General features: G+C 65.1%; 19 protein-coding genes. 10 read left to right on the forward strand and 9 right to left on the reverse strand.

Annotation, left to right across the window (positions count from 1 at the left end; genetic code table 11):
- Positions 1-59: 59 nt before the first annotated feature.
- Positions 60-956, forward strand: a complete 897-nt coding sequence (locus tag AC3WMU_RS11745) for a LysR substrate-binding domain-containing protein (protein WP_035212495.1) — start codon at positions 60-62, stop codon at positions 954-956.
- An 8-nt stretch (positions 957-964) separates the two neighbouring features.
- Here AC3WMU_RS11745 and AC3WMU_RS11750 read toward each other — a convergent pair whose 3' ends face one another.
- Positions 965-3,169, reverse strand: a complete 2,205-nt coding sequence (locus AC3WMU_RS11750; protein ID WP_280028383.1) for a TonB-dependent siderophore receptor — start codon at positions 3,167-3,169, stop codon at positions 965-967.
- A gap of 141 nt (positions 3,170-3,310) precedes the next feature.
- On the opposite strand from AC3WMU_RS11750, the gene AC3WMU_RS11755 reads away from it, so the two are divergent.
- The 4 genes from AC3WMU_RS11755 (at position 3,311) to AC3WMU_RS11770 (ending at position 6,029) form a co-directional block, all read left to right on the forward strand.
- Positions 3,311-4,288 carry a helix-turn-helix transcriptional regulator gene (locus AC3WMU_RS11755; RefSeq protein ID WP_492282388.1) on the forward strand — a complete coding sequence of 326 codons (978 nt, stop codon included), beginning with the start codon at positions 3,311-3,313 and terminating at the stop codon, positions 4,286-4,288.
- 291 nt (positions 4,289-4,579) lie between these two features.
- Positions 4,580-4,888 (forward strand): DUF4148 domain-containing protein, encoded by a 309-nt coding sequence (locus AC3WMU_RS11760; protein WP_105555759.1) that lies wholly within the window; start codon positions 4,580-4,582, stop codon positions 4,886-4,888.
- 85 nt (positions 4,889-4,973) lie between these two features.
- Complete coding sequence (locus AC3WMU_RS11765; RefSeq protein ID WP_006222957.1) at positions 4,974-5,282, forward strand: DUF4148 domain-containing protein; 309 nt, start codon at positions 4,974-4,976, stop codon at positions 5,280-5,282.
- Between the two features lie 129 nt (positions 5,283-5,411).
- Entirely contained in the window at positions 5,412-6,029 is a 618-nt protein-coding gene (locus AC3WMU_RS11770) for a TetR/AcrR family transcriptional regulator (protein ID WP_492282389.1), read from the forward strand.
- Positions 6,030-6,105: 76 nt separating this feature from the next.
- Here the strand turns inward: AC3WMU_RS11770 and AC3WMU_RS11775 are convergent, their stop codons facing one another.
- The 3 genes from AC3WMU_RS11775 to AC3WMU_RS11785 form a co-directional block, all read right to left on the reverse strand.
- Positions 6,106-6,963 (reverse strand): cysteine hydrolase family protein, encoded by an 858-nt coding sequence (locus AC3WMU_RS11775; RefSeq protein WP_492282390.1) that lies wholly within the window; start codon positions 6,961-6,963, stop codon positions 6,106-6,108.
- Positions 6,964-7,208: 245 nt separating this feature from the next.
- Positions 7,209-7,826, reverse strand: coding sequence for a TetR/AcrR family transcriptional regulator (locus AC3WMU_RS11780; RefSeq protein ID WP_280028389.1), 618 nt, complete (start codon positions 7,824-7,826; stop codon positions 7,209-7,211).
- A 122-nt stretch (positions 7,827-7,948) separates the two neighbouring features.
- Entirely contained in the window at positions 7,949-10,123 is a 2,175-nt protein-coding gene (locus AC3WMU_RS11785) for a malate synthase G (RefSeq protein ID WP_006222951.1), read from the reverse strand.
- Positions 10,124-10,360: 237 nt separating this feature from the next.
- On the opposite strand from AC3WMU_RS11785, the gene glcC reads away from it, so the two are divergent.
- Positions 10,361-11,125: a transcriptional regulator GlcC gene (gene glcC / locus AC3WMU_RS11790; RefSeq protein WP_006222950.1), complete on the forward strand. Its 765-nt coding sequence runs from the start codon at positions 10,361-10,363 to the stop codon at positions 11,123-11,125.
- 31 nt (positions 11,126-11,156) lie between these two features.
- On the opposite strand, the gene AC3WMU_RS11795 is transcribed toward glcC, so the two are convergent.
- The 5 genes from AC3WMU_RS11795 to AC3WMU_RS11815 form a co-directional block, all read right to left on the reverse strand.
- On the reverse strand, positions 11,157-12,275 hold the full coding sequence (locus AC3WMU_RS11795; RefSeq protein ID WP_454678061.1) for a saccharopine dehydrogenase family protein: 1,119 nt from the start codon (positions 12,273-12,275) through the stop codon (positions 11,157-11,159).
- A gap of 205 nt (positions 12,276-12,480) precedes the next feature.
- On the reverse strand, positions 12,481-12,873 hold the full coding sequence (locus tag AC3WMU_RS11800) for a DUF4148 domain-containing protein (RefSeq protein WP_081533996.1): 393 nt from the start codon (positions 12,871-12,873) through the stop codon (positions 12,481-12,483).
- A 323-nt stretch (positions 12,874-13,196) separates the two neighbouring features.
- Positions 13,197-13,601, reverse strand: coding sequence for a DUF1090 domain-containing protein (locus AC3WMU_RS11805; RefSeq protein ID WP_006222947.1), 405 nt, complete (start codon positions 13,599-13,601; stop codon positions 13,197-13,199).
- A gap of 99 nt (positions 13,602-13,700) precedes the next feature.
- Positions 13,701-14,627 (reverse strand): 4-hydroxybenzoate octaprenyltransferase, encoded by a 927-nt coding sequence (ubiA, locus tag AC3WMU_RS11810; RefSeq protein ID WP_035212493.1) that lies wholly within the window; start codon positions 14,625-14,627, stop codon positions 13,701-13,703.
- Positions 14,628-14,846: 219 nt separating this feature from the next.
- Positions 14,847-16,043: an aminotransferase-like domain-containing protein gene (locus tag AC3WMU_RS11815; RefSeq protein WP_492282391.1), complete on the reverse strand. Its 1,197-nt coding sequence runs from the start codon at positions 16,041-16,043 to the stop codon at positions 14,847-14,849.
- Between the two features lie 158 nt (positions 16,044-16,201).
- Here AC3WMU_RS11815 and AC3WMU_RS11820 point away from each other — a divergent pair, with 158 nt between their 5' ends.
- From AC3WMU_RS11820 to AC3WMU_RS11835, 4 genes are all read left to right on the forward strand, one after another.
- Complete coding sequence (locus AC3WMU_RS11820) at positions 16,202-16,687, forward strand: GAF domain-containing protein (protein ID WP_454678060.1); 486 nt, start codon at positions 16,202-16,204, stop codon at positions 16,685-16,687.
- Between the two features lie 329 nt (positions 16,688-17,016).
- Positions 17,017-17,910: a 4-hydroxy-tetrahydrodipicolinate synthase gene (gene dapA / locus AC3WMU_RS11825; RefSeq protein ID WP_006222940.1), complete on the forward strand. Its 894-nt coding sequence runs from the start codon at positions 17,017-17,019 to the stop codon at positions 17,908-17,910.
- A gap of 134 nt (positions 17,911-18,044) precedes the next feature.
- Entirely contained in the window at positions 18,045-18,821 is a 777-nt protein-coding gene (locus AC3WMU_RS11830; protein WP_006222939.1) for a sterol desaturase family protein, read from the forward strand.
- Positions 18,805-19,713, forward strand: a complete 909-nt coding sequence (locus tag AC3WMU_RS11835; RefSeq protein ID WP_424624640.1) for a fatty acid desaturase — start codon at positions 18,805-18,807, stop codon at positions 19,711-19,713. The genes AC3WMU_RS11830 and AC3WMU_RS11835 overlap by 17 nt, the downstream gene beginning before the upstream one ends.
- Positions 19,714-19,738 lie beyond the last annotated feature (25 nt).

The raw sequence follows: 19,738 nt of genomic DNA on the forward strand, positions 1-19,738 counted from the left end.
TCCTCTGATAAATCATAGATTTCTTGCCTGTGATTATTAGATTTTCTAATATCGTGAGCATGCGTACGCTTCCCCCGATGAATTCGCTGCGTGTCTTTGACAGCGCCGCCCGGCACTTGAACCTTTCCCTTGCCGCCGATGAATTGCGCGTGTCGCATAGCGCGGTCAGCCAGCAGATCCGGCAGCTGGAAACCTGGGTGGGCAGCAAGCTCTTTGAACGGCACTCGGGGGGCGTGCGGTTGACCGTTGCCGGGCAGGATTTGCTGCGCGCCTGCCAGCCGGCCTTCGACATGCTCGAACAACGCTGCGTCGAGCTACGGGGCAGGACCACGTCGGCCGACGTGGTGGTGGGCGCCCCGGCCAGTCTGCTATCCAACTGGATCATCCCAAGGCTGGAACATTTCGAGCGCACGCACCCTGGGGTCCAGGTCAGGCTTCAGACCGCGACCGACATCGGGCTATTGGAGCGGCGGGTTATTGACGTGTTGATCGTTGCCGAGGACCACGCGTCTGCGGCCATCGGCGCCGTGCCGTTGTTCCCCGAGGCGATCGGGCCCGTCTGCACCCGCGCGCTGGCACAGCGCATCAGCACGCCGGCCGACCTCCTGGACATGCCGCTGCTGCACACCTCTTCCCGGCCCGCGGCCTGGGAGCAGTGGGCCTCGGCTGGCGGCGTGGCGCTGGCGCGGGCCGAGGCCCGGCCCAAGCGCGAGTTCGATCAACTGGGCCACATGCTCGACGCCGCGGCCGTGGGCTTAGGCGTCGGCATTGCGCCCGAGATGCTGGTGCAGGCCGATCTCCGCGCAGGAAAGCTCGTGGCGCCCCTCGGGTTCACGGCAACGGGAGGCTGGTTCAGCCTGTACTTCCGTGCGAACGCCAGTGCTGCGGTGGAGTCCCTGAAGCACTGGCTGACGGCCGAGGCCGCTTCGCACCTCGTCCAGCCAGGTGGCGGCTAGCCGAGGCTTCACCAGCGATAGCGCAATGTCGCCATCACCGTGCGTTCCGCGCCCCAGTAGCAGCTGACGGCCGTACCGAGGCAATTGGCGACGTAGCGCTTGTCGAACAGGTTCGAGACGTTCAGCGCCACTTGCGCGCCGGCCAGCGTGGGGCTGGCGCGGCCCAGGTCGTAGCGGATCGCCGCGTCAACCAGCGTGACGGCGGGAATGGCGTACCGGTTGTTCAGGTCGCCGTAGAAGCCGCCGCGGTACGTGACGCCCGCGCCCAGGCCCACGCCTTGCAGCGGGCCGTCGCGCAGCGTGTAGTCGGCCCACAGCGCAGCTTGATGGCGGGGTACGAAGATGAGCTGGTTGCCGCGTTGCGCGGCCGTGTTGGTCTTGGTGATCTCGCTGTCGCTAAGCGCATAGGACATCGTCAGGTCCAGCCCATTGTCGAAACTGGCTTTGCCTTCGAGCTCGATCCCCTGCACCTGGACTTCACCGGTCTGCACCACGAAGCTCGTGTTGACCGGATCCGGCGTGCTGACGTTCTTTTGCGTGATCTGGAAGGCCGACAGCGTGACGAAGCTGGCGTATCCGTCTGGCTGGAACTTCACGCCGGCTTCGTATTGTTCGCCGGTCGTGGGCTTGAGCGGCGAGCCGTCGCGCGTGACGCCCGTCATCGGCTGGAACGACGTGGAATAGCTCAGGTAGGGCGCCAGGCCGTTGTCGAAACGGTAGGTCACGCCGGCTCGGCCGGTGAAGCGGTCGGCGTCGGCGTTGCGCGACGTCCAGGCCCACTGGCCGCCGCTGCCCGCCACGCCGTTGTCGGTGGTGCCTTCGGTCCAGTCATAGCGGCCGGCGAACGTGAAGCGCAGGCGGTCCAGTTCGATCTGATCCTGCGCGTACAGGCCCAGCTGGCTGCGCGTCATGTTGATCTTGGTGGCCGTGGCAGGGCGCGTGACCGGGGTGCCATAGTCGGGATCGAACACGTTGAACAGCGGGGACGCCGGCGGCAGCATCAGCCCCAGGCTGCTCTCGTTGTAGCGGGATTTTTCGCGCAGGTAATCCAGGCCGAAGGTGACGTCGTGACGGGTCGGGCCGGCGCTGAACTTGGCGTTCAACTGGTTGTCGATCTGGAAGGTGTGCGACGTTTCGGGGAAGGCCCAGGCGTAGCGGACGGCCTGCGTGTCCGACACCATCGCGCCGATCTGCACGCGGCGCGTGTTGGTGTCGACATTGGTGTAGCGGGCGCTCTGGCGCACGCTCCAGATGTCGTTCACGCGGTGGTCCAACGTGTAGCCGACCATGGCCTGTTCGTTGGTGAAGATGTCGTAGCCCGGCTCGCCCACGAAGCGGTCGCGAGGGATATAGCCGGCGGTGGCGCTTTTTTCCAGCGTGCCGATCACGGGCAGCACGGGGGCGCCGCCGCCGCCGTGGCTGGTGATCTTCTGATATTGCGCGCTCAGGTTCAGGCTGGTGTCCGAAGACGGGCGCCACGTGAAGCTGGGGGCGATGAATTGGCGTTCGTCGTCGACGTGCTGGTACTGGGTGTCGCTGTCCCGCAGCGTGCCGGTCAGGCGATAGAGGAATTTGCCTTCTTCGTCGGCCGGGCCCGAGAAGTCGAATGAACCCTGATACCGGTTGAAGCTGCCGGCCTGCAAGACCACTTCATTGAACGGTTCAGCGGTGGGCCGCTTGCTGGTCATGTTGACCAGGCCGCCCGGCGCGCTTTGCCCGTACAGCCCGGACGACGGGCCTTTCAGGATTTCCACGCGTTCCAGTCCGTAGGTGTCGATCCGCGGCTGCGAATAGCCGCGCGAGCCGAAGGGCAGCAACAGGCCGTCCAGGTAGCGCGAGGGCGTGAAGCCGCGCACGGTCAGCCAGTCATAACGCACATCGTTGTCGCCATACTGGGCGAACACGCCCGGGGTGTAACGGACGGCCTGGGCGACGGAGGTGACGCCGCGTTCGTCCATTTCATTGCGGGTGATGACGTTGATGGTTTGCGGCGTATCGATGAGCGCCGCATCCGACTTGGTGCCGGAGCGGCTGCGCGTCGTCACGTAGTCGGCGCCGGACACCGGCGACGAATCGCCCGCGCCCCGCACCACGACGGGGGCCAGCGTGGTCACGCCAGTGCCGGCGGGTTGGACGGTTTGCGCGGCGGCGGGGGCCGACGCGGCAAGGGCGGCCAGCAGCGCCAACGGCAGCGGCTTGACGGAAAAGGACACGGTATTACCCCTGGGTCGATTTATAATTAACAAGAATCATTCCTGCGCGTCGGCATGATTCCAGAACTCTCGGCACCTGTCTGACGATTCTTCGGCGGGGATTGACGGTTTTGCTGCCGCCCCGTTTTTTGCGCTTCGCCCATGTCCGTCCGCGCCGCCGCGCCCTTGTTCATTCCGCCTCTGCCCGACCCGTCCACCGCGCCGCCCAAGCCGCACGAATGGTGGCGCGGCACGCTGCCGACCGTGCCGGCCACGCAGGACTGGGAAGACGTCATCGAATGCGTGCTGCGGGTGGACGAGGGCGTGAGCCTGGTCGTCCTGGACGGCAGCCCGCGGCGCGCGTTGACGATTCCCGCGCCGGGGGCGCCCGTGTTCGGCATGCAGGTATGGCAGGAAGGGCACGCGACGCTGGCCTTGGAAGGCGGCGAACCCCTGCGGGTGGCTGCCGGGGCGGCGCTCCTGTTCAATCACGAACGGCCTTTGCGCTGGGCGACGCACCTGCCCGCGAACCAGCGCGTGCGGATGGTGGATGTCCGCTACACGCCCGAGGCGCTGGCCCGCGCGGGCGACACGGGGCTTGTCGCCATGTTGCGGCGGCGGTTTCGCCGTGACGTCAGCGTGCCGGCGCACGGTTCTCTGGTGGCGGCGCTGGACGCTCCGAGCGGCCTGTTGGCGCTGGCCGGCAGCCTGGCGCGGAACCCGCCGCCTGCCGCCGAGGCGCGCCGCCTGTGGTATCGCGCCAAATCGCTGGAAATGCTGTCGGCTTTCGTCCAACTGCTGTCGCAACCGGAGGCGTTGAAGGGCCCGGCGGCGCAGGAACGCCAGCGGCTGCACGAGGCCTGCGATCTGCTGCGGGCGCGCCACGCCGAGCATTGGCCGCCGGGCCTGTTGGCGCGGACCGTGGGCTTGTCGGAAAAGCGGCTGCAGCAGCTGATGCGCGAAAGCACGGGCCAGTCCGTGCACGCGTATCTGAGCGACGTGCGGCTTGCCCGCGCGTGCGACTTGCTCCAGGCCGGCATGAGCGTGACGCAGGTCGCGGGCGAAGTGGGGATTTCCAGCCTGAGCCATTTCAGCAAGGTCTTCAAGGCGCGCTATGGCGTGTCGCCCCGCTCCTGGTAAGGTCGACCCCGCGCTGGCCAAGGAGCAGGACCGACCGATGATGTACTGGTCGCCGTCAGCCGGTGAATGGCTGTTGCCCGCAGGCATCATGAAATATTTGGTTTCACAATACCCGCTTGTGCTATCTATCTAGTAGTAGGTAAGATTCATCCATCGACGCAGCAAACCCAACCAAGCCGCTGCCGCCGAACCAGAAATACAGTAGGACCGCTTTTTTATTTCCCAAGTTGTCTACCTATAAGTAGATAGTTTAAACCAAACCCGCATCGAATCGTTATCTGGAGATCAACCATGAAGACCCTCGTATCCGCCCTGATCCTGTCCGCCTCCTTTATCGGCGCCGCCCAAGCCGGCGAACTGGACTATCCGCCCGCCCTGAACACCGAAAGCACGGTCACCCGCGCTCAAGTGCAGCAAGAGCTGGCCGCCGCCCGCGCCAATGGTGAACTCGTCTCCGGCGAAGAAGGCTACGCCGCTACCGCGTTTGCCGCCGTTGGCAACGACAAGACCCGTGCCCAAGTGAAGCAGGAACTGGCCGCTGCCCGCGCCCAAGGCCTGACCGAAAGCGGCGAACTGGATTACCCGCCCGTTCAAGGCTGAGTTTTTTTGAAGTCGTATCTATCTAGCGATAGATAGCTTTACCCAAATACCCTGATGCAGCACTGATCCTTACTGGAGATTAACCATGAAGACCCTCGTATCCGCCCTGATTCTGTCCGCTTCCTTCATCGGCGCCGCCCAAGCCGGCGAACTGGACTATCCGCCCGCCCTGAACACCCAAAGCACGGTCACCCGCGCCCAAGTGCAGCAAGAGCTGGCCGCCGCCCGCGCCAATGGTGAACTCGTCTCCGGCGAAGAAGGCTACGCCGCCACCGCGTTTGCCGCCATCGGCCACGACAAGACCCGCGCCCAGGTGACGCAGGAACTGGCCGCTGCCCGTGCCCAAGGCCTGACCGAAAGCGGCGAACTGGACTACCCGCCCGTGCAAGGCTAAGCAGGATGCCGGCACATGCGGACCCCGGGGGGCGGGATGTTTCCCGGCCGGGGTCCGCACGGGCGTTTTGGACCGCACTTAGGGCGGCCCCCGATGACGAACCGACCTATTAGTAGGTAATATTCAGCCATGGACACTCCGACCCCCAACACCACTCGAGACCTGCTGCTGGCGCACGCCGAGAAGCTGATCCGCACGCGCGGCTGCAATGGTTTCAGCTACCGCGACCTGGCGGAGCATGTGGGCGTGAAGACGTCCAGCATCCACTATTACTTTCCCGGCAAAGACGATCTGCTCTATGAAGCGGTCGAGGCCTACAGCGCACGCGCGCTGGGCACGGTGCGCGCCATCGACACCGCGCAGCCCGCGCAGGCGCGGCTGGAGCAATACCTGTCGATGATGGAATCGCGCGCCTGCGGCGCCGGTGAGCTCTGTCTGGGCGGCATGCTGGCCGCCGACATCATGAGCTTGTCCGACCGCGTGCGTGGCGCCCTGCAGGGCTTTTTCCGTGCGCACGAAGCGTGGCTGGCCCGCGTGCTGGCCGAAGGCGCGGCGCAGGGCACGTTGAAGTTTTCCGGCACGGCCGAAGCCGCGGGCCGGGCCGTATTCGCCACGGTGCAAGGTTGCTTGCTGGTGGCGCGCCTGTTCCAGCAGCCGCCCGCGTTGTGCGAAGCGATCAGCGCCTTGTATGTGGAATGCGATCATGTGAAGGGCAGCCAGGCGGCGCAACCCGCCGTGGACGCCTAGCGCAGACGCGCTCCGATTGCAGCGATGAACCATACGGCCGCCTGGCTCCCGCAGGCGGCCGTTGTTTTTGGCGCGGTCAGGCTTGCAGCGCCCGGGCCATGTCCACGCTGGTGCGCTCTTGCATGCCCAGATCGCGCATGCGTTGCAGGAAGGTCGCTTGCGCATCGGCGAAGCCGGCAACGGGGCTCATGCAATCGGTCAGCAGCACGATGCGCGACAGTTTACCGCCGGGCAGGTGTTCGGCCAGATGTTCCACGGTGGCGCGCACGCAGTGGCTGCCGGCTTCTCCGCCGATGATGATCAGGTCCGAGCGGTCCAGCGACCCCAGCAGGCTGCGGTTGAGCTGGCTGCGTGGATCATCGGGATCCGGCACTTCGGCCATCAGCGCGCTGTAGTGTTCCGTCCAGGGGTTCGTGCCTTTGGGCACCTTGCGCACGATGAACTGGTCCGCGTCTTCCCAGCGGCTGTAGGCTGCGCGCACATCCGCATGCACGTTGTGCCCCCAGGTGCCGATCTCGCAGTGCACGGGCCACACCATCAGTGTGTAGCGGCCGCGCGCCTCCAGTTCGTCCAGATAGGTCAGGGTGCGGGGCAGGTCGTCGATGTGGCGCGGGTGGAAGGCGCCAGCGCGCACTTCTGCGGCCGTGATCGGCGTGAAGGGCGCGACGGGCTGGCCGTCGCCCGTGCGCCAGAACGTGGGGTGCGCGACGTCCAGCCGGTGGTGCGAATCCAGCGTCACCGTGATGGAAGTCAGCGCATGCGCGGTGGCGTCGATGAAGCGCGCCAGCCGTTGCATGTCGGCGTGCGCGCCCGCTACCGGCAGCGCCGGCAGGCTGGGGTTTCCGGTCAACGGGTCCGTAGGCAGATACGCCTCGGGCAGGTCGCAGAAATCGTTCTGCGGATCGACGATCAATAAATGGACGGAACGCGGCATGGCTGGATTCGATTGGACTATCCCGGAATATAGACCGGGATGCTGCTAGTTCACTAGAACAGCACAAGGTGTTCGGCGCAGTCGGGCAATTGGCGCAGCAGCGCGCGCCATTGCCGCCACAGGTGGGCCAGTGCGCCGGCGGCGATGGCTGCGATCAGAATCCACATGGCAAGCTCCAGATATAAATTCGCACGGTCGTGCGAAATTAGGGTCAAGAAACGCCGGCATGCGCCGGCGCGGTTCAGTTATTCAACGTAGGTGAAGCTGCGGTAGGTCGAGATCAGCCGCTCATACGCCGCCCGCACGCGTGCGGGCGCCTTGGGGTCCCGCAGGAAGCGGGCGTCGTGCATCAAACCGATCATCAGGCTATAAACCTCGAACACCAGTTGCTCGGGGTCGGTGTCCGGCCGCACGTGGCCCGCTTCCAGCGCTTGGTTGACGGTGCGCACCATGGCCGCGCGCCAGCGCCGCAGATTGCCTTCCAGCACGGCGCGCAGCGGCGATTCGACGTCGTCGTATTCGAAGGCGCCGGCCACATAGATGCAACCGGTCAGCAGTTCGACGTTGCTGGCGCGGTCCACCCATAGCGAGACCAGCGCGTTCAGCCGGGGCAGCCCACGGGGACGCGCCATCGCCGGCGTGAAGACGGCGGCCACGAAGCGGCGGTCGTATTCGTCCAGCACCGCTTGCTGCAAGGCCTCAAGCGAGCCGACGCGCGAGAACACGCCGCTTTTGCTGATGCCCAGCTGCTTGGCCACCTGGCCTAGCGACAGGCTTTCCATGCCCTGCGCGGCGGCCAGGTCCACGGCCGCGTCCACAATGGCTGCGAAAGTCAGTTCGCTTTTCTCGGTTTTGGCTGTCATGAACGTGAATTTAGCACGGTCGTGCGAAATATCGGGATTTATTAATCGGGGCAGGATCGGCAGCCCAAAAAAAACGGACCGCCGAGGCGGTCCGTTTCGGGCGCGCAGGGTGCGCGGTGCCGTCAGGCGGCCGCGGCCTTGAACTGCAGGCGGTACTTGTGCAGCAGCGGTTCGGTGTAGCCGTTGGGCTGGGTCAGCCCTTCGAACACCAGGGCGCACGCCGCCTTGAACGCCAGCGAGGTGTCGAAGTGGCCGGCCATGGGCTGGTAGGCCGCATCGCCGGCGTTCTGGCCGTCAACGACCTTGGCCATGCGCTTGAACGTTTCCATGACCTGGTCTTGGTTGGTCACCCCGTGGCGAATCCAGTTGGCGATGTGCTGGCTGGAGATGCGCAGCGTGGCGCGGTCTTCCATGAGGCCCACGTTGTGGATGTCGGGCACCTTCGAGCAGCCCACGCCTTGGTCGATCCAGCGCACCACATAGCCCAGGATGCCCTGGACGTTGTTGTCCAGTTCCTGCTGGATGTCGGCCGCGGACCACTTGGAGCGGTCGCCGACCGGCACAGTCAGCAGGCCGCCCAACAACTCGTCGCGGACGTCGGCCAGTTTGGTGCGTTCCAGTTCTTTCTGGACCGCTTGCACGTCCACCTGGTGGTAGTGCAGTGCGTGCAGCGTGGCGGCGGTGGGCGAGGGCACCCAGGCGGTATTGGCGCCGGCCTTGGGGTGCGCGATCTTCTGTTCCAGCATGGCGGCCATAAGGTCCGGCATGGCCCACATGCCCTTGCCGATCTGGGCGCGGCCGCGCAGGCCGCTGTCCAGGCCGACCAGCACGTTGTTGCGTTCGTAAGCAGTGATCCAGGCGGTGGACTTCATGTCGCCCTTGCGCAGCATCGGGCCGGCTTCCATGCTGGAGTGCATTTCGTCGCCGGTGCGGTCCAAAAAGCCCGTGTTGATGAAGGCCACGCGCGAGGCGGCCGCGCCAATGCACGCTTTCAGGTTGATGCTGGTGCGGCGCTCTTCGTCCATGATGCCCATCTTCAAGGTGTTGCGCGGCACCTTGATCAGGTCTTCGACGCGGTCGAAGAGTTCGCTGGCGAATGCGGCTTCAACAGGGCCGTGCATCTTGGGCTTCACGATGTAGACGGAACCGGTGCGCGAGTTCAGCTTGTTCTTGCGGTCTTGCAGCGCGGCCAGGCTCGTGACCACGGCGTCCAGGATGCCTTCGGGGATTTCCAGGCCGTCGCGGTCCAGGATGGCCGGGTTGGTCATCAGGTGGCCGACGTTGCGCACGAACATCAGCGAACGGCCGTGCAAGGTCAGCGAGGAGCCGTCCGGGCGCGTGTAGACGCGATCGGCATTGAGCTTGCGCGTGAAGGTCTTGCCGCCCTTGGTGACGGCTTCGGTCAGGTCGCCCTTCATCAGGCCGAGCCAGTTGCGGTAGATGTGGACCTTGTCGTCCGCATCCACGGCGGCGACTGAGTCTTCGCAATCCATGATGGTGGTCAGCGCGGCTTCGACCAACACATCCTTGACGCCGGCGGCGTCCGTGCTGCCGATGGCATTGGAGCGATCGATCTGGATTTCGAAGTGCAGCCCGTTGTTCTTGAGCAGGATGGCGGTGGGCGCGGCGGCCTCGCCCTGGTAGCCGGCGAATTGCGACGCGGACTTCAAGCCGGTGGCGCCGTCGGCCAGCACCACACGCAACTGGCCGCCTTCGACCGTATAGCCGCGGGCGTCGGCGTGCGAACCTTGGGCAAGCGGAGCGGCGGTATCCAGGAAAGCGCGGGCGCGCGCGATGACGGCGGCGCCGCGGTCGGGGTTGTAGCCCTTGCCGGTGTCGCCCGGCGTGGCGGGAATGGCGTCGGTGCCGTAGAGCGCGTCGTACAGGCTGCCCCAGCGCGCGTTGGCGGCGTTCAGCGCGTAGCGCGAGTTCGACATCGGCACGACCAGCTGCGGGCCGGCCTGCTGCGAGATTTCGGTGTCGACGTTGTCGGTCGTGGCTTGCACGCTGGCCGGCTGCGGCAACAGGTAGCCGATGCCTTCCAGGAACTTGCGGTAGGCAGCGGGGTCGGCGATGGGGCCCGGGTTGGCGCGGTGCCAGGAATCCAGTTCGGCTTGCAGGCGGTCGCGTTCAGCCAGCAGTGCGCGGTTCTTGGGGCCCAGATCGTGTACCAAGGCGGCAAAGCCTTGCCAGAAGCCGTCGGCATCCAGGCCGGTGCCGGGCAGGGCTTCCTGTTCGATGAATTGGTTGAGATTGGCCGCCACTTGCAGGCCGTGGTGCTGGATGCGTTCAGTCATGCGGATCTCTAGCGTAAGAAGGGCTGGCCGGCGCCGGGCGCCGGGCGAATCTGTCCTGACATCATCGTTCGCACCTGCAGCAATGTCCATATCAAAACCAGCTGGTCATACCAGTTTATTTTTACGCGCTCCGGCAAAGCTGTTCTTTTTATGGTTTTATATCAGCTACTTACAGAGGCTGGGTCAAGCGGCGCGAACCGGAACAACGCTTGGTCATACCACTGGTCCGGAGAGTGCATGTACGCGGAAACCGAAGAGAAACCCCGCCAGGTGGCGGACGAGGTCGCTGAACGGATCGAACGCCTGATCTTGGACGGCGTGCTCAAGGCGGGGCAGGCCCTGCCGTCCGAACGGCGCCTGACCGAAAAACTGGGCGTGTCGCGCACGGCGTTGCGCGAAGGGCTCAAGCTGTTGCGGGCGCGCGAGATCATCCATACCGCACAAGGCAAGGGATCGTTCGTCGCCCATATTTCGAAGGTGGATGCCGGGCCGCTGATGCACCTGTTCAACTCGCAGCCGCGCACGCTCTACGACCTGCTGGAAGTGCGTTCGCTGCTGGAAGCGGAGTCCGCTCGGCTGGCGGCCATACGCGGCACCGAGGCGGATTTCATCATGATCCGCCGCCGCTATGACGAGATGGTCGGCGCGCAGGGCACGGCCACCGATACGGCCACGCACGCGCATCTGGACCATGCGTTCCATCTGGCTATCTGCGAGGCCTCTCACAATCCGGTGCTGGTGCACACCTTGCAGTCGCTGACGGACCTGCTGCTGGGATCGGTGTTCGCGTGCGTGAACAACCTCTATCACCGCGAACCGGAAAAGCGCCAGATCGACCGCCAGCACACCCGTCTGTTCAACGCCGTGACCGGGCGCCAGCCCGAATTGGCGCGCAAGGCCGCAGCCGATCATGTGGACAGCGTGCGCCAGAGCCTGGCCGAGATCGAACAGGAAGAACAGCGCCTGGTGCGCGCGACGCTACGCCTGGAAGGCTGGACGTAGCGCCCGCGCGGCGGGGTATGGATCCCGGCGCTTAACGGTCGGCGGTGGCGCAGCCGGCCAGCGCCAGCGGCTTGCCCGCGTAGATGCGGCCGAAACGGTTGTTCAGCAGCGCGTCCAGGTCGATGGCTTCCTGGCCCACGAAACCCTGTTGCGGCAACGCGCCTTGCGCCACCAGATCCAGCGCGGCGCAGATGCCTGCGGCCGTCGACAACTGGATGGCGCTCAAGCGATGGCCGTCCACGTCTGTGCCGAACACGCGGATCGGGTACGACTCTTCTTCCAGGCGGCCGTGGCGGTGGCCCGATGCCGAGGCCTGGATCACGATCACGTCCTGCTCGGTGGTGGGGATGGCCGACTCGAAAATGTCCTTGAGCAGATCGCGGCGGTCGCGCAGGCGCAGGTCATTGAGCAGCAACTTCATGATGTTGCAGTGGCCGGGATAGCGCACCGACTTGTAGTCCACGTTGCGCGCGCGGCCCAACAGGGTGGCGGGCAGGGTGCCCAGGCCGCCCGACGTGTTGAAGGCTTCGTATTCCACGCCGTCCAGCGCGAACGTCTCATAGCCTTCCAACGCGGGCACGCTAGTCAGTTGGCCGTCCACGATGGCCTCGCACGGGTTGCAGTATTCGTTGATCAGCCCTTCGGTGCTCCACGTCAGGTTGTAGCGCAGGCTGTTGGAGGGATAGCGCGGCAGGGCGCCGACGCGCATGCGCAAATCCAGCAAGGTGTCGAAGCGTCGCGCCAGCGCGTTGCCGACAATGCCGATGAAGCCGGGCGCCAGGCCGCATTGCGGCATCAGCACGCTGCGCGCGTTCTCGGCCAGCGCCTGGATGGCATGGGTGCTGGCGACGTCTTCGGTCAGGTCGAAGTAATGCACGCCGGCCTTCGCGCACAGTCCGGCCACTGCGGTGGCGCGATGGAACGGCAGGGCGTTGACCACGGCATAGGCGCCTTCCATCGCGCGCGCCACTGAGGCGTCGTCGCTGATCTGGCGCGTCTCGCAACCCAGTTCGGCCAGGACGGCCAGGCGGGCGGGGTCCTGGTCGGCAACCAGCACGGAATAATCGCCGCTGCGTTCCAGCATCAGGGCGATGGCGAAACCGATTTTTCCGGCGCCCAGCAGAACGATGGGACGGTTGAGGGTGGACATGGTGCGACTCCTGCGATGAGGGGGGGATGGGTTGGCCTCATCCTATGCGGGAGTGCTGTCGATTTGTAGATCTGAAAGTGTCGTAACGGCTTAAGTTAACGTCGATATGACTTAATACGATGTCGAAACGTCAAAAACAAAGCCCTCCGGCTTGGGGCCGTAGGGCTTTCGAGGGGTGATCGCAGGGCCTTTGCCGGCCCGGGGATCAGCTGCCCATGGGGGGGTAGTCCATGTTGCCGAAGGTGACCAGGCCTTCTGCCTTGGCTTGAGCCAGTTGCGATTCCACTTGGGCGCGGGTCAGCGACGTGGCGGATTCAGCGGTGGCGACGGGCGGGTAGTCCAGGTTGCCGAAGGTGACTTCGCCAGCGGTCTTGGCTTGCGCCAGTTCAGCTTGCACTTGTTGCGAGGTCAGGCTGGACTTCTGGGCGATGGCGGCGGGGTAGCCTTCTTCGCCAAACGTGTACTGGCCCGATACCTTGGCTTGTTGCAGTTCGGCTTGAACCTGGGCGCGCGACGGGCCTTGGTCGGCTTCAGCGGCTTGGGCGCCAGCAGCCAGAACGGACATGGACAGCATCAATGCGGTAGCAAGGGTTTTCATAGCAGACCTCCGGTGTCTTGTGAGCTTGGGATCCGAACCTCTGGCCTCATTGCTGGGGGTTCGCTTGCTGTGTCCCGATGAGATGCATTCTGTGCTCAAACAACCCTGGGATAAACCCTTATTACCTGAAAACATCTTTCCAAAATCTGTACTAATCGATTTGGATTCTTCCAAATGACACCATAGGTGGCGATATTTCCATTTGATGACGCAATAGGTGGTGGTCCGGGCAGGCGGGCGGGACGGCTTTTGGGGGCGCAAAAAAGACGCAGCCCCGGGACGAGCCCGGGGCTGGCAGGGGAAATGGACTTGCGATGCCGGTGTCAGCGGTTCAGTTCAACCAGCGCGGCGTTGTATTCGGACTGGGCTTCTTCCAGCTTGCGCTGCGCCTTGTCGATCTTGTCCTGCTTGCCCTTGGCGCGCGCTTCCTTCAGTTCCTGCTCGCGTTCGGACACCTTGGATTGCTTGTCCCGCACGTCGGCCTCGCGTTGCGATTGCAGGCGGCTGTCGGTGCAGTGGGCTTTGGCTTCCGCCAGGGCCTTGCGCAGGCCGGCTTCGCGGCGGGTGTTGTTTTGCGCCTTGGCGGCGGCGATGTCGTTTTCGATCTCGCAGAACTTGGCCGCACAACCGCGCTGGGCCGAGCAGTCGGTGGCGGCTTGCGCGGGCAGCACGCCGAACAGGGCGCATGCGGCGGCCGCGGCTGTCAGGGATTTGATCAAAGAAGGCATGCGGTGTCTCCGTAAGCGAGGCGGGGACACCATGATCGCGCGATCGGGCGTTGCCGGCAATGTGCAGCGTCAATGGCGCTGCACATCACTGGCAACGGCTCAGCGGATCAGCGTGCCGGCCAACGCGGCCGCCACCAGCAGCGCGCCTAGCCACAGATTGGCGCGGAACAGCATGAAATTGCGGTCGGGGCGCTGGATGTCGAACACCTTCAACTGCCACGCCAGATGCACCGCAACGGCGGCCATGCCCACCTGATATGCCCACGACAAGCCCATGGCGTAGCCGCCCCAGGCCCACAGCAGGACGGTGGCAACGTAGAAGCCGCCGATCCACAGCTTGCCCTGGTCGCCAAAGCGCATGGCGGTGGAATGCAGCCCCAGGCTGCGGTCGTCGCGCACGTCGACGTAGGCGTAGATGCTGTCGTAGCCCACCTGCCAGAGCACCGCGCCGAACCACATGGCCACGGCGGCCAGCGGTACGTGGTTCTGCGTGTCGGACCAGGCCATCAGCATGCCCCAGTTAAAGCAGATGCCCAGCACCACCTGCGGCCAGTAGGTGACGCGCTTGCACAGCGGGTAGATGAAAACGAAGGGCAGTACGGCGACAGCCAGCCAGCGGCTCATTTCGTTCAGGAAGAACAGCAGCGAACCGCAGACCACCAATTGGCCCAGCAGGAACCACACGGCGTTCTTCATCGTCAGCTGGCCGCTGGTCAACGGGCGAAAGCGCGTGCGTTCGACGTGCTTGTCGAAGTTGCGGTCGCACATGTCGTTGACCGTGCAGCCGATGCCACGCATCAGCAGGGCGCCCAGCGAGAAGACGATCAGCCGCTGCAAGTCCGGCAGGCCGCCCGCGCTCTGGACGAGCGCGGCGATGGCCGGCAGCAGTGTCAGCCACGTGCCGATGGGGCGGTCCAGGCGACACAGGCGGGCGTAGGGCCGCCACGATTTGGGCAGCCAGCGCTCGACCCAGTCGGTGAAGACGATGTCGCTCAAGTCGACGGGAGGTTGTTGCGGGGCGCTCACTGTCACGGTCGGAAAATGGTCGGGAAAGCCGACAGCATAAAACAACGGCCGGGCATTAAGCCCGGCCACCCTAATATTCCGCCGTGCCGAGCTTGCCCCTGCGAGGCACTCCCTTCATAGGTCGTCGATGCAACGCAAGCGGGGCCGCACGGATCCGGCTCCGCCGGTCCGTCGCGGCGCCCCCTGGGGGGAGGCGCCGCAGGCGCTTCGGGGGGGGGCTTATGCCTCTTTCAGCAGCTTGCCCAGGATGGCGATGCCGGTGCGGATCTTGTCTTCCGGCACGGTGGCGAAGCTCAGGCGCAGCGTGTTGGCGCGGCCGGCGCCGCTGTAGAACGGGGCACCCGGCACGAAGGCCACGTTCTGCGCAATAGCCTTCTCCAGCAGCTTGGTGCTGTCGATGTGCGCCGGCAGCGTCAGCCAGATGAACATGCCGCCTTCCGGCTTGGTCCAGGTGACGGTGGACGGGAATTCGCGCTTGATGGCGTCCAGCATGCAGCTGCCCTGGGCGCGGTAGATTTCGCGCACGTTGGGCAGATGCTCTTCCAGGAAGCCATCCTTGACGATTTCGTACACGGCCATCTGCGTCAGCGTGGGCGTATGCAGATCGGTGGCTTGCTTGGCCTGCACCAGCTTGTTGATCAGCGGACGCGCGGCGGCGATGTAGCCCAGGCGCAGGCCCGGGGCCAGCACCTTCGAGAACGTGCCCAGGCGCACGACGTTGGCGCCGTGTTCGGCGGCCAGCGCGATCAGGCCCGGCTGCGGTTCGCCGGCGTAGCGCAGTTCGCCGTAGGGATCGTCTTCGACGATGGTCAGGTTCAGTTCGGCGGCGCGCTTGACCAGCGCGATGCGGCGTTCCAGGTTCAGCGTGCGGCCCGTGGGATTCTGGAAGTTGGGCAGCGCATACAGGAAGCGCGCGCCGTCGGCCAGTTCAGGGGTGATGGCTTCCGGGATCAGGCCGCCTTCGTCGGTGGGCACCGGCACGAACTTGGGCTGATACAGGCTGAACGACTGCAGCGCGCCCAGGTAGCTGGGGTCTTCGACGAGGACCTTGCTGTCCTTGTCGATCAGCACTTTGCCCAGCAGGTCCAGCGCCTGTTGCGAACCCGAGACGATCAGGATCTGGTCGGCGGCGACATTGGCGCCGGCGCGGTTCAGGTCTTCAGCAACCCATTGGCGCAGCGGCGCGTAGCCTTCGGTCGGGCCGTATTGCAGGGCCGCGCGGCCGTTGGTGGCCAATACCTTGTCGAATGCAGCACGTACCACTTCTACCGGGAAGCCGCCGGGCGCCGGCAGGCCGCCAGCGAACGAAATGACTTCGGGGCGCTCGGTGACCTTGAGGATTTCGCGGATGGCGGAGCTGGTAAGTTGCTGAGCGCGTTCCGAGAAGGAAAACGCAGGTTCGAAAGGCTTGTCCATGGATTGCTTCTTGATCAAGAAGGGTAAAGGGAGAGGCGTGTGAGGGGGACTGCGGTAAAAAACTATTGTCCCATACGGTAGCAGCCCGGCCCCTTTAACGCGCGGAACCCCTAAAATCACCTGCATCGATAACCGCCTGTACAGTTACATTTGACGCCATGTTTGAAGCCGCCCCGATCGTCGCCGACTCCAAAGCCGCCCTGTACGCCGAACTGGTCGTCCAGGCCCGTGCCTTGCTGGAAGGCGAACCCGACCGCATCGCCAACGCCGCCAACCTGAGCGCGCTGGCCTATCAGGCCCTGCCCGATCTGAACTGGGCAGGTTTCTATTTCTTTGACGGTACGGAACTTGTGCTGGGCCCCTTCCAGGGCAAGCCGGCCTGCGTGCGTATCCCGCTTGACCGCGGCGTGTGCGGCGCGGCCGCCAGCCAGCGCCAGACGCAGCTGGTGCCGGACGTGCACGCGTTTGCCGGCCATATCGCCTGCGATGCCGCTTCGCGTTCCGAAATCGTCGTGCCGCTGGTGCATCAGGGCGAACTGATCGGGGTGTGGGACGTGGACAGCCCCATCCCCGACCGCTTCGACGAAGACGACCGCCAGGGCATGCAGGCGCTCTGCGCCGTGTTCCTGGCCAGCCTGGGCTGAACCGGGCAGGGCGTTTGCCGCCGTTGACACGGCGGCGGGCGCCCGGTAGATTTCTGCATCCGTCGCTTATCGCGCGTTCCATTCATTCATGATTCATCAGGCCTTCCAATCTGCTTCCTGCATCCGCGCCCTGGGCGTGGTGCTGGCTGCTGCCGGCCTGAAATCCAAAAAACAGCCGCTCATCTGACCGGAGCATGCTGTTCCGTCAGATGGGCGACGGAACAGCGGCCTCCTGGCGGCGCATTGGCGCCTCCGCGCGCACCCCCTGATATCCCGAGCACTTCTGTACGGCAACCACCACGGTCCGCTTACATCGAAGGAGTGTTCCCATGTCATCGCAATCTTCACTTTTCCAGGGCGTCTGGGTGCCGCTGGTGACGCCGTTTTCCGGCGGCGCCGTGGACGGGGGCGCCTTGCGCCGCCTGGTGCGCCACTATGCCGCAGCCGGCGTGGACGGGCTGGTCGTGTGCGGCAGCACGGGCGAAGCCGCGTCGCTGGATGACGCCGAGCAGCTGGCTGTGCTGGACGCGGTGCTGAACGAGGCCGGCCGCCTGCCCGTGATCATGGGTCTGGCCGGCAACCACCAGGGCCACGTGATGCAGCGCCTGTCCGCATTCGGCACCCGGCCGCTGGCCGGCATCCTGGCGCCCGCGCCCTACTACGTGCGCGCCGGGCAGGAAGGCGCCGCCGCCTACTTCCGCTGTCTGGCCGACGCCTCGCGCTTTCCCCTGGTGCTCTACGACATTCCCTACCGCACCGGCACGACGCTGGATACGGCGACCTTGCTGTCGCTGGCCGCGCATCCGAACATTGCCGCCATCAAGGATTGCGGCGGGTCGCTAGCGAAGACGCTGGCGCTCATCGCCGACGGCCAGATGAACGTGTTGGCTGGGGAAGACCTGCAATCGCTGTCGACGCTGTGCCTGGGCGGCACCGGCATGATCGCCGCCGCGGCGCATATCCGGCCCGATCTGTTCGTGGCCATGCACCAGGCCGTGCGGGCGCAGCAACTGGATCTTGCCCGCAGGCTGTTCCAGGCGCTGGTGCCGGTGATCCAACTGGCGTTCGAGGAGCCGAATCCGGGCCCGTTGAAGGCGCAACTGGGCCGCCAGGGCCTCTTGAGCGAAGAGCTGCGACTGCCGATGCCGGCTGCAAGCGCGGCGCTGGCGGCGCGCATGGATGCGGCCGTTGCAGGCTTGAACCGGCTATATCCCTGCCAGTAGCCGGAAGTTAGGCCGTTGCCGGGGCGCCATCAGCCAGCTTTGTGGTGCCCGGATTCATTTTGTAATAAATGGCCTACCGGGATGCTGACGGATTGCTTATGATGCGGCCATTCTCGGGGTAAAACCAAACGTTTATGGCCCAAGCTTTTGAAGCCTTGTCCGCCTGGCAGGTAATGCTGGCGGGGCTGCTGTTTTTTAGCGGCATCTATCTGGTCTTCGGCGCGGCGACCTGGCTGCTGACGCAGCACGTGTTGCCGGCGCTGGGCATGGGGCGCCCGCTGGACCCGCGGCCGCTGGCGCCAGGCCAGCTGCGGCGCGAGTTCGCCCAGTCGGGGCTGTCGATCCTGTTGTTCGGTACCGGCATGATCTTCCCGTGGGGCCTGCTGCAACTGGGGTGGGCGCACCTGGACCCGGATCCCAGCTGGCAGAAGGTAGTGGTCGAAATCCTGGTGCTGGTAGCCTGGAACGACGTGCATTTCTGGATCAACCACCGGCTGCTCCACACCAAGCCGCTGCGGCGATTTCATCTGCCGCATCACCGTTCGGTCGTGACGACGCCGTTCTCCACCTACAGCTTCCATCCCATCGAGGCCCTGATGCTGGGCAACGTGATCCTGCTGCCCATGCTGCTGCATGATTTCAGCTTCTGGGCGCTGGCGTCAGTGCCGCTGTTCAGCCTGTTCTTCAATTGCATCGGGCACGCCAATTACGACTTCTTCCCCAAGGTGTCGTATGCGCACTGGTTCGCCGCCAGCCGCCGGCATCATCTGCACCATGCCTGCTACAACGGCAACTACGGTTTCCAGTTCACCTTCATGGACCGCCTGTTCCGCACCCGGCTCAAAGCCGAGGCGGCGGCCCCGCAGCTGGACGCGTTCCAGCGTCGAGAATCGCTTGGCGGACGGGCGTAGTCCAAAGCGCCGGTTGCCGTCGCTGCGCAACGGACGCGACTGGCAAAGCCTGGCTTATCTGGCCGCGCTGCCCGCGCTGGCGGCCTGGCAATGGGTCTACGGATTCTGGTGGCCGCTGTACGCGTTGATGCTGTTCTTGACGCTGGGTATCGGCGTCATCCACCACAACCACACGCACATCCGGATGTGGCGCGGGCGCTGGACCAACCGCGCGACCGATTTCTGGATCACGCTGCTGCAGGGCCACCCAACCTTCGTGTTCTACCCCGCGCATGTGGCCAATCACCACCGCTTCAAGCACGGCGCGCGCGACGTCGCCCGCACCTACCGCTTCGGCGGCGATACGAACCACCTGTGGGGCTACCTGATCCATCCCATTCAGGCCGGCTGGGTGCTGTACCCGCTGTTCTTCGCGTGGCTGGGCCGCTTGCGCCGCCATTGGCCCGGTGCGTGGCGCTACTGCATGGCGCAGTACGGCGTGTGGCTGGGCTTGTGGGGCGGCCTGATGGCCGTGAACCCCGTGAAGGCGCTGGTGTTCGTGATCGTGCCGCAGTTGCATGGGCTGCACTGGCTATTGGCCACGAACTACCTGCAACACGCGCATGCCGACGGGGGGCCGCGGGCGGTCGCCGGGCTGAACTATGCACGCAATTTCGAAGGGCTGGTCAACCCGCTGTTGTTCAACATCGGCCTGCATACCGCGCATCACGAGCATCCGCGCGCGCATTGGTCCGACCTGACCCGGCTGCACCGCGAGCACTATCGCCAACACGTCGATCCGGCGCTGAACGAAATGGGGCTAACGCCCTACATGTTCCGTGTCTTCGTGCTGGGCACCTTCGTGCCGCGATTTCGCAGCCGTTCCTGCATGGCGCCCGAGCACATCCGCTAGCGCCGCATCCACACTCCCACTAGAG

The organism is Achromobacter sp. FW305-C-13 (genome assembly GCF_058783475.1).

What these genes read in the sequence shown, in the direction of transcription:
- AC3WMU_RS11795 (WP_454678061.1), bottom strand. Translation starts at nt 12,275, where the DNA reads ATGTCCACCCTCAACCGTCCCATCGTTCTGCTGGGCGCCGGAAAAATC.
- AC3WMU_RS11805 (WP_006222947.1), bottom strand. Translation starts at nt 13,601, where the DNA reads ATGCCTTCTTTGATCAAATCCCTGACAGCCGCGGCCGCCGCATGCGCC.
- AC3WMU_RS11785 (WP_006222951.1), bottom strand. Translation starts at nt 10,123, where the DNA reads ATGACTGAACGCATCCAGCACCACGGCCTGCAAGTGGCGGCCAATCTC.
- AC3WMU_RS11760 (WP_105555759.1), top strand. Translation starts at nt 4,580, where the DNA reads ATGAAGACCCTCGTATCCGCCCTGATCCTGTCCGCCTCCTTTATCGGC.
- AC3WMU_RS11765 (WP_006222957.1), top strand. Translation starts at nt 4,974, where the DNA reads ATGAAGACCCTCGTATCCGCCCTGATTCTGTCCGCTTCCTTCATCGGC.
- AC3WMU_RS11775 (WP_492282390.1), bottom strand. Translation starts at nt 6,963, where the DNA reads ATGCCGCGTTCCGTCCATTTATTGATCGTCGATCCGCAGAACGATTTC.
- AC3WMU_RS11815 (WP_492282391.1), bottom strand. Translation starts at nt 16,043, where the DNA reads ATGGACAAGCCTTTCGAACCTGCGTTTTCCTTCTCGGAACGCGCTCAG.
- dapA (WP_006222940.1), top strand. Translation starts at nt 17,017, where the DNA reads ATGTCATCGCAATCTTCACTTTTCCAGGGCGTCTGGGTGCCGCTGGTG.
- AC3WMU_RS11780 (WP_280028389.1), bottom strand. Translation starts at nt 7,826, where the DNA reads ATGACAGCCAAAACCGAGAAAAGCGAACTGACTTTCGCAGCCATTGTG.
- AC3WMU_RS11800 (WP_081533996.1), bottom strand. Translation starts at nt 12,873, where the DNA reads ATGAAAACCCTTGCTACCGCATTGATGCTGTCCATGTCCGTTCTGGCT.
- AC3WMU_RS11830 (WP_006222939.1), top strand. Translation starts at nt 18,045, where the DNA reads ATGGCCCAAGCTTTTGAAGCCTTGTCCGCCTGGCAGGTAATGCTGGCG.
- AC3WMU_RS11755 (WP_492282388.1), top strand. Translation starts at nt 3,311, where the DNA reads ATGTCCGTCCGCGCCGCCGCGCCCTTGTTCATTCCGCCTCTGCCCGAC.
- glcC (WP_006222950.1), top strand. Translation starts at nt 10,361, where the DNA reads ATGTACGCGGAAACCGAAGAGAAACCCCGCCAGGTGGCGGACGAGGTC.
- AC3WMU_RS11770 (WP_492282389.1), top strand. Translation starts at nt 5,412, where the DNA reads ATGGACACTCCGACCCCCAACACCACTCGAGACCTGCTGCTGGCGCAC.
- AC3WMU_RS11820 (WP_454678060.1), top strand. Translation starts at nt 16,202, where the DNA reads ATGTTTGAAGCCGCCCCGATCGTCGCCGACTCCAAAGCCGCCCTGTAC.
- AC3WMU_RS11745 (WP_035212495.1), top strand. Translation starts at nt 60, where the DNA reads ATGCGTACGCTTCCCCCGATGAATTCGCTGCGTGTCTTTGACAGCGCC.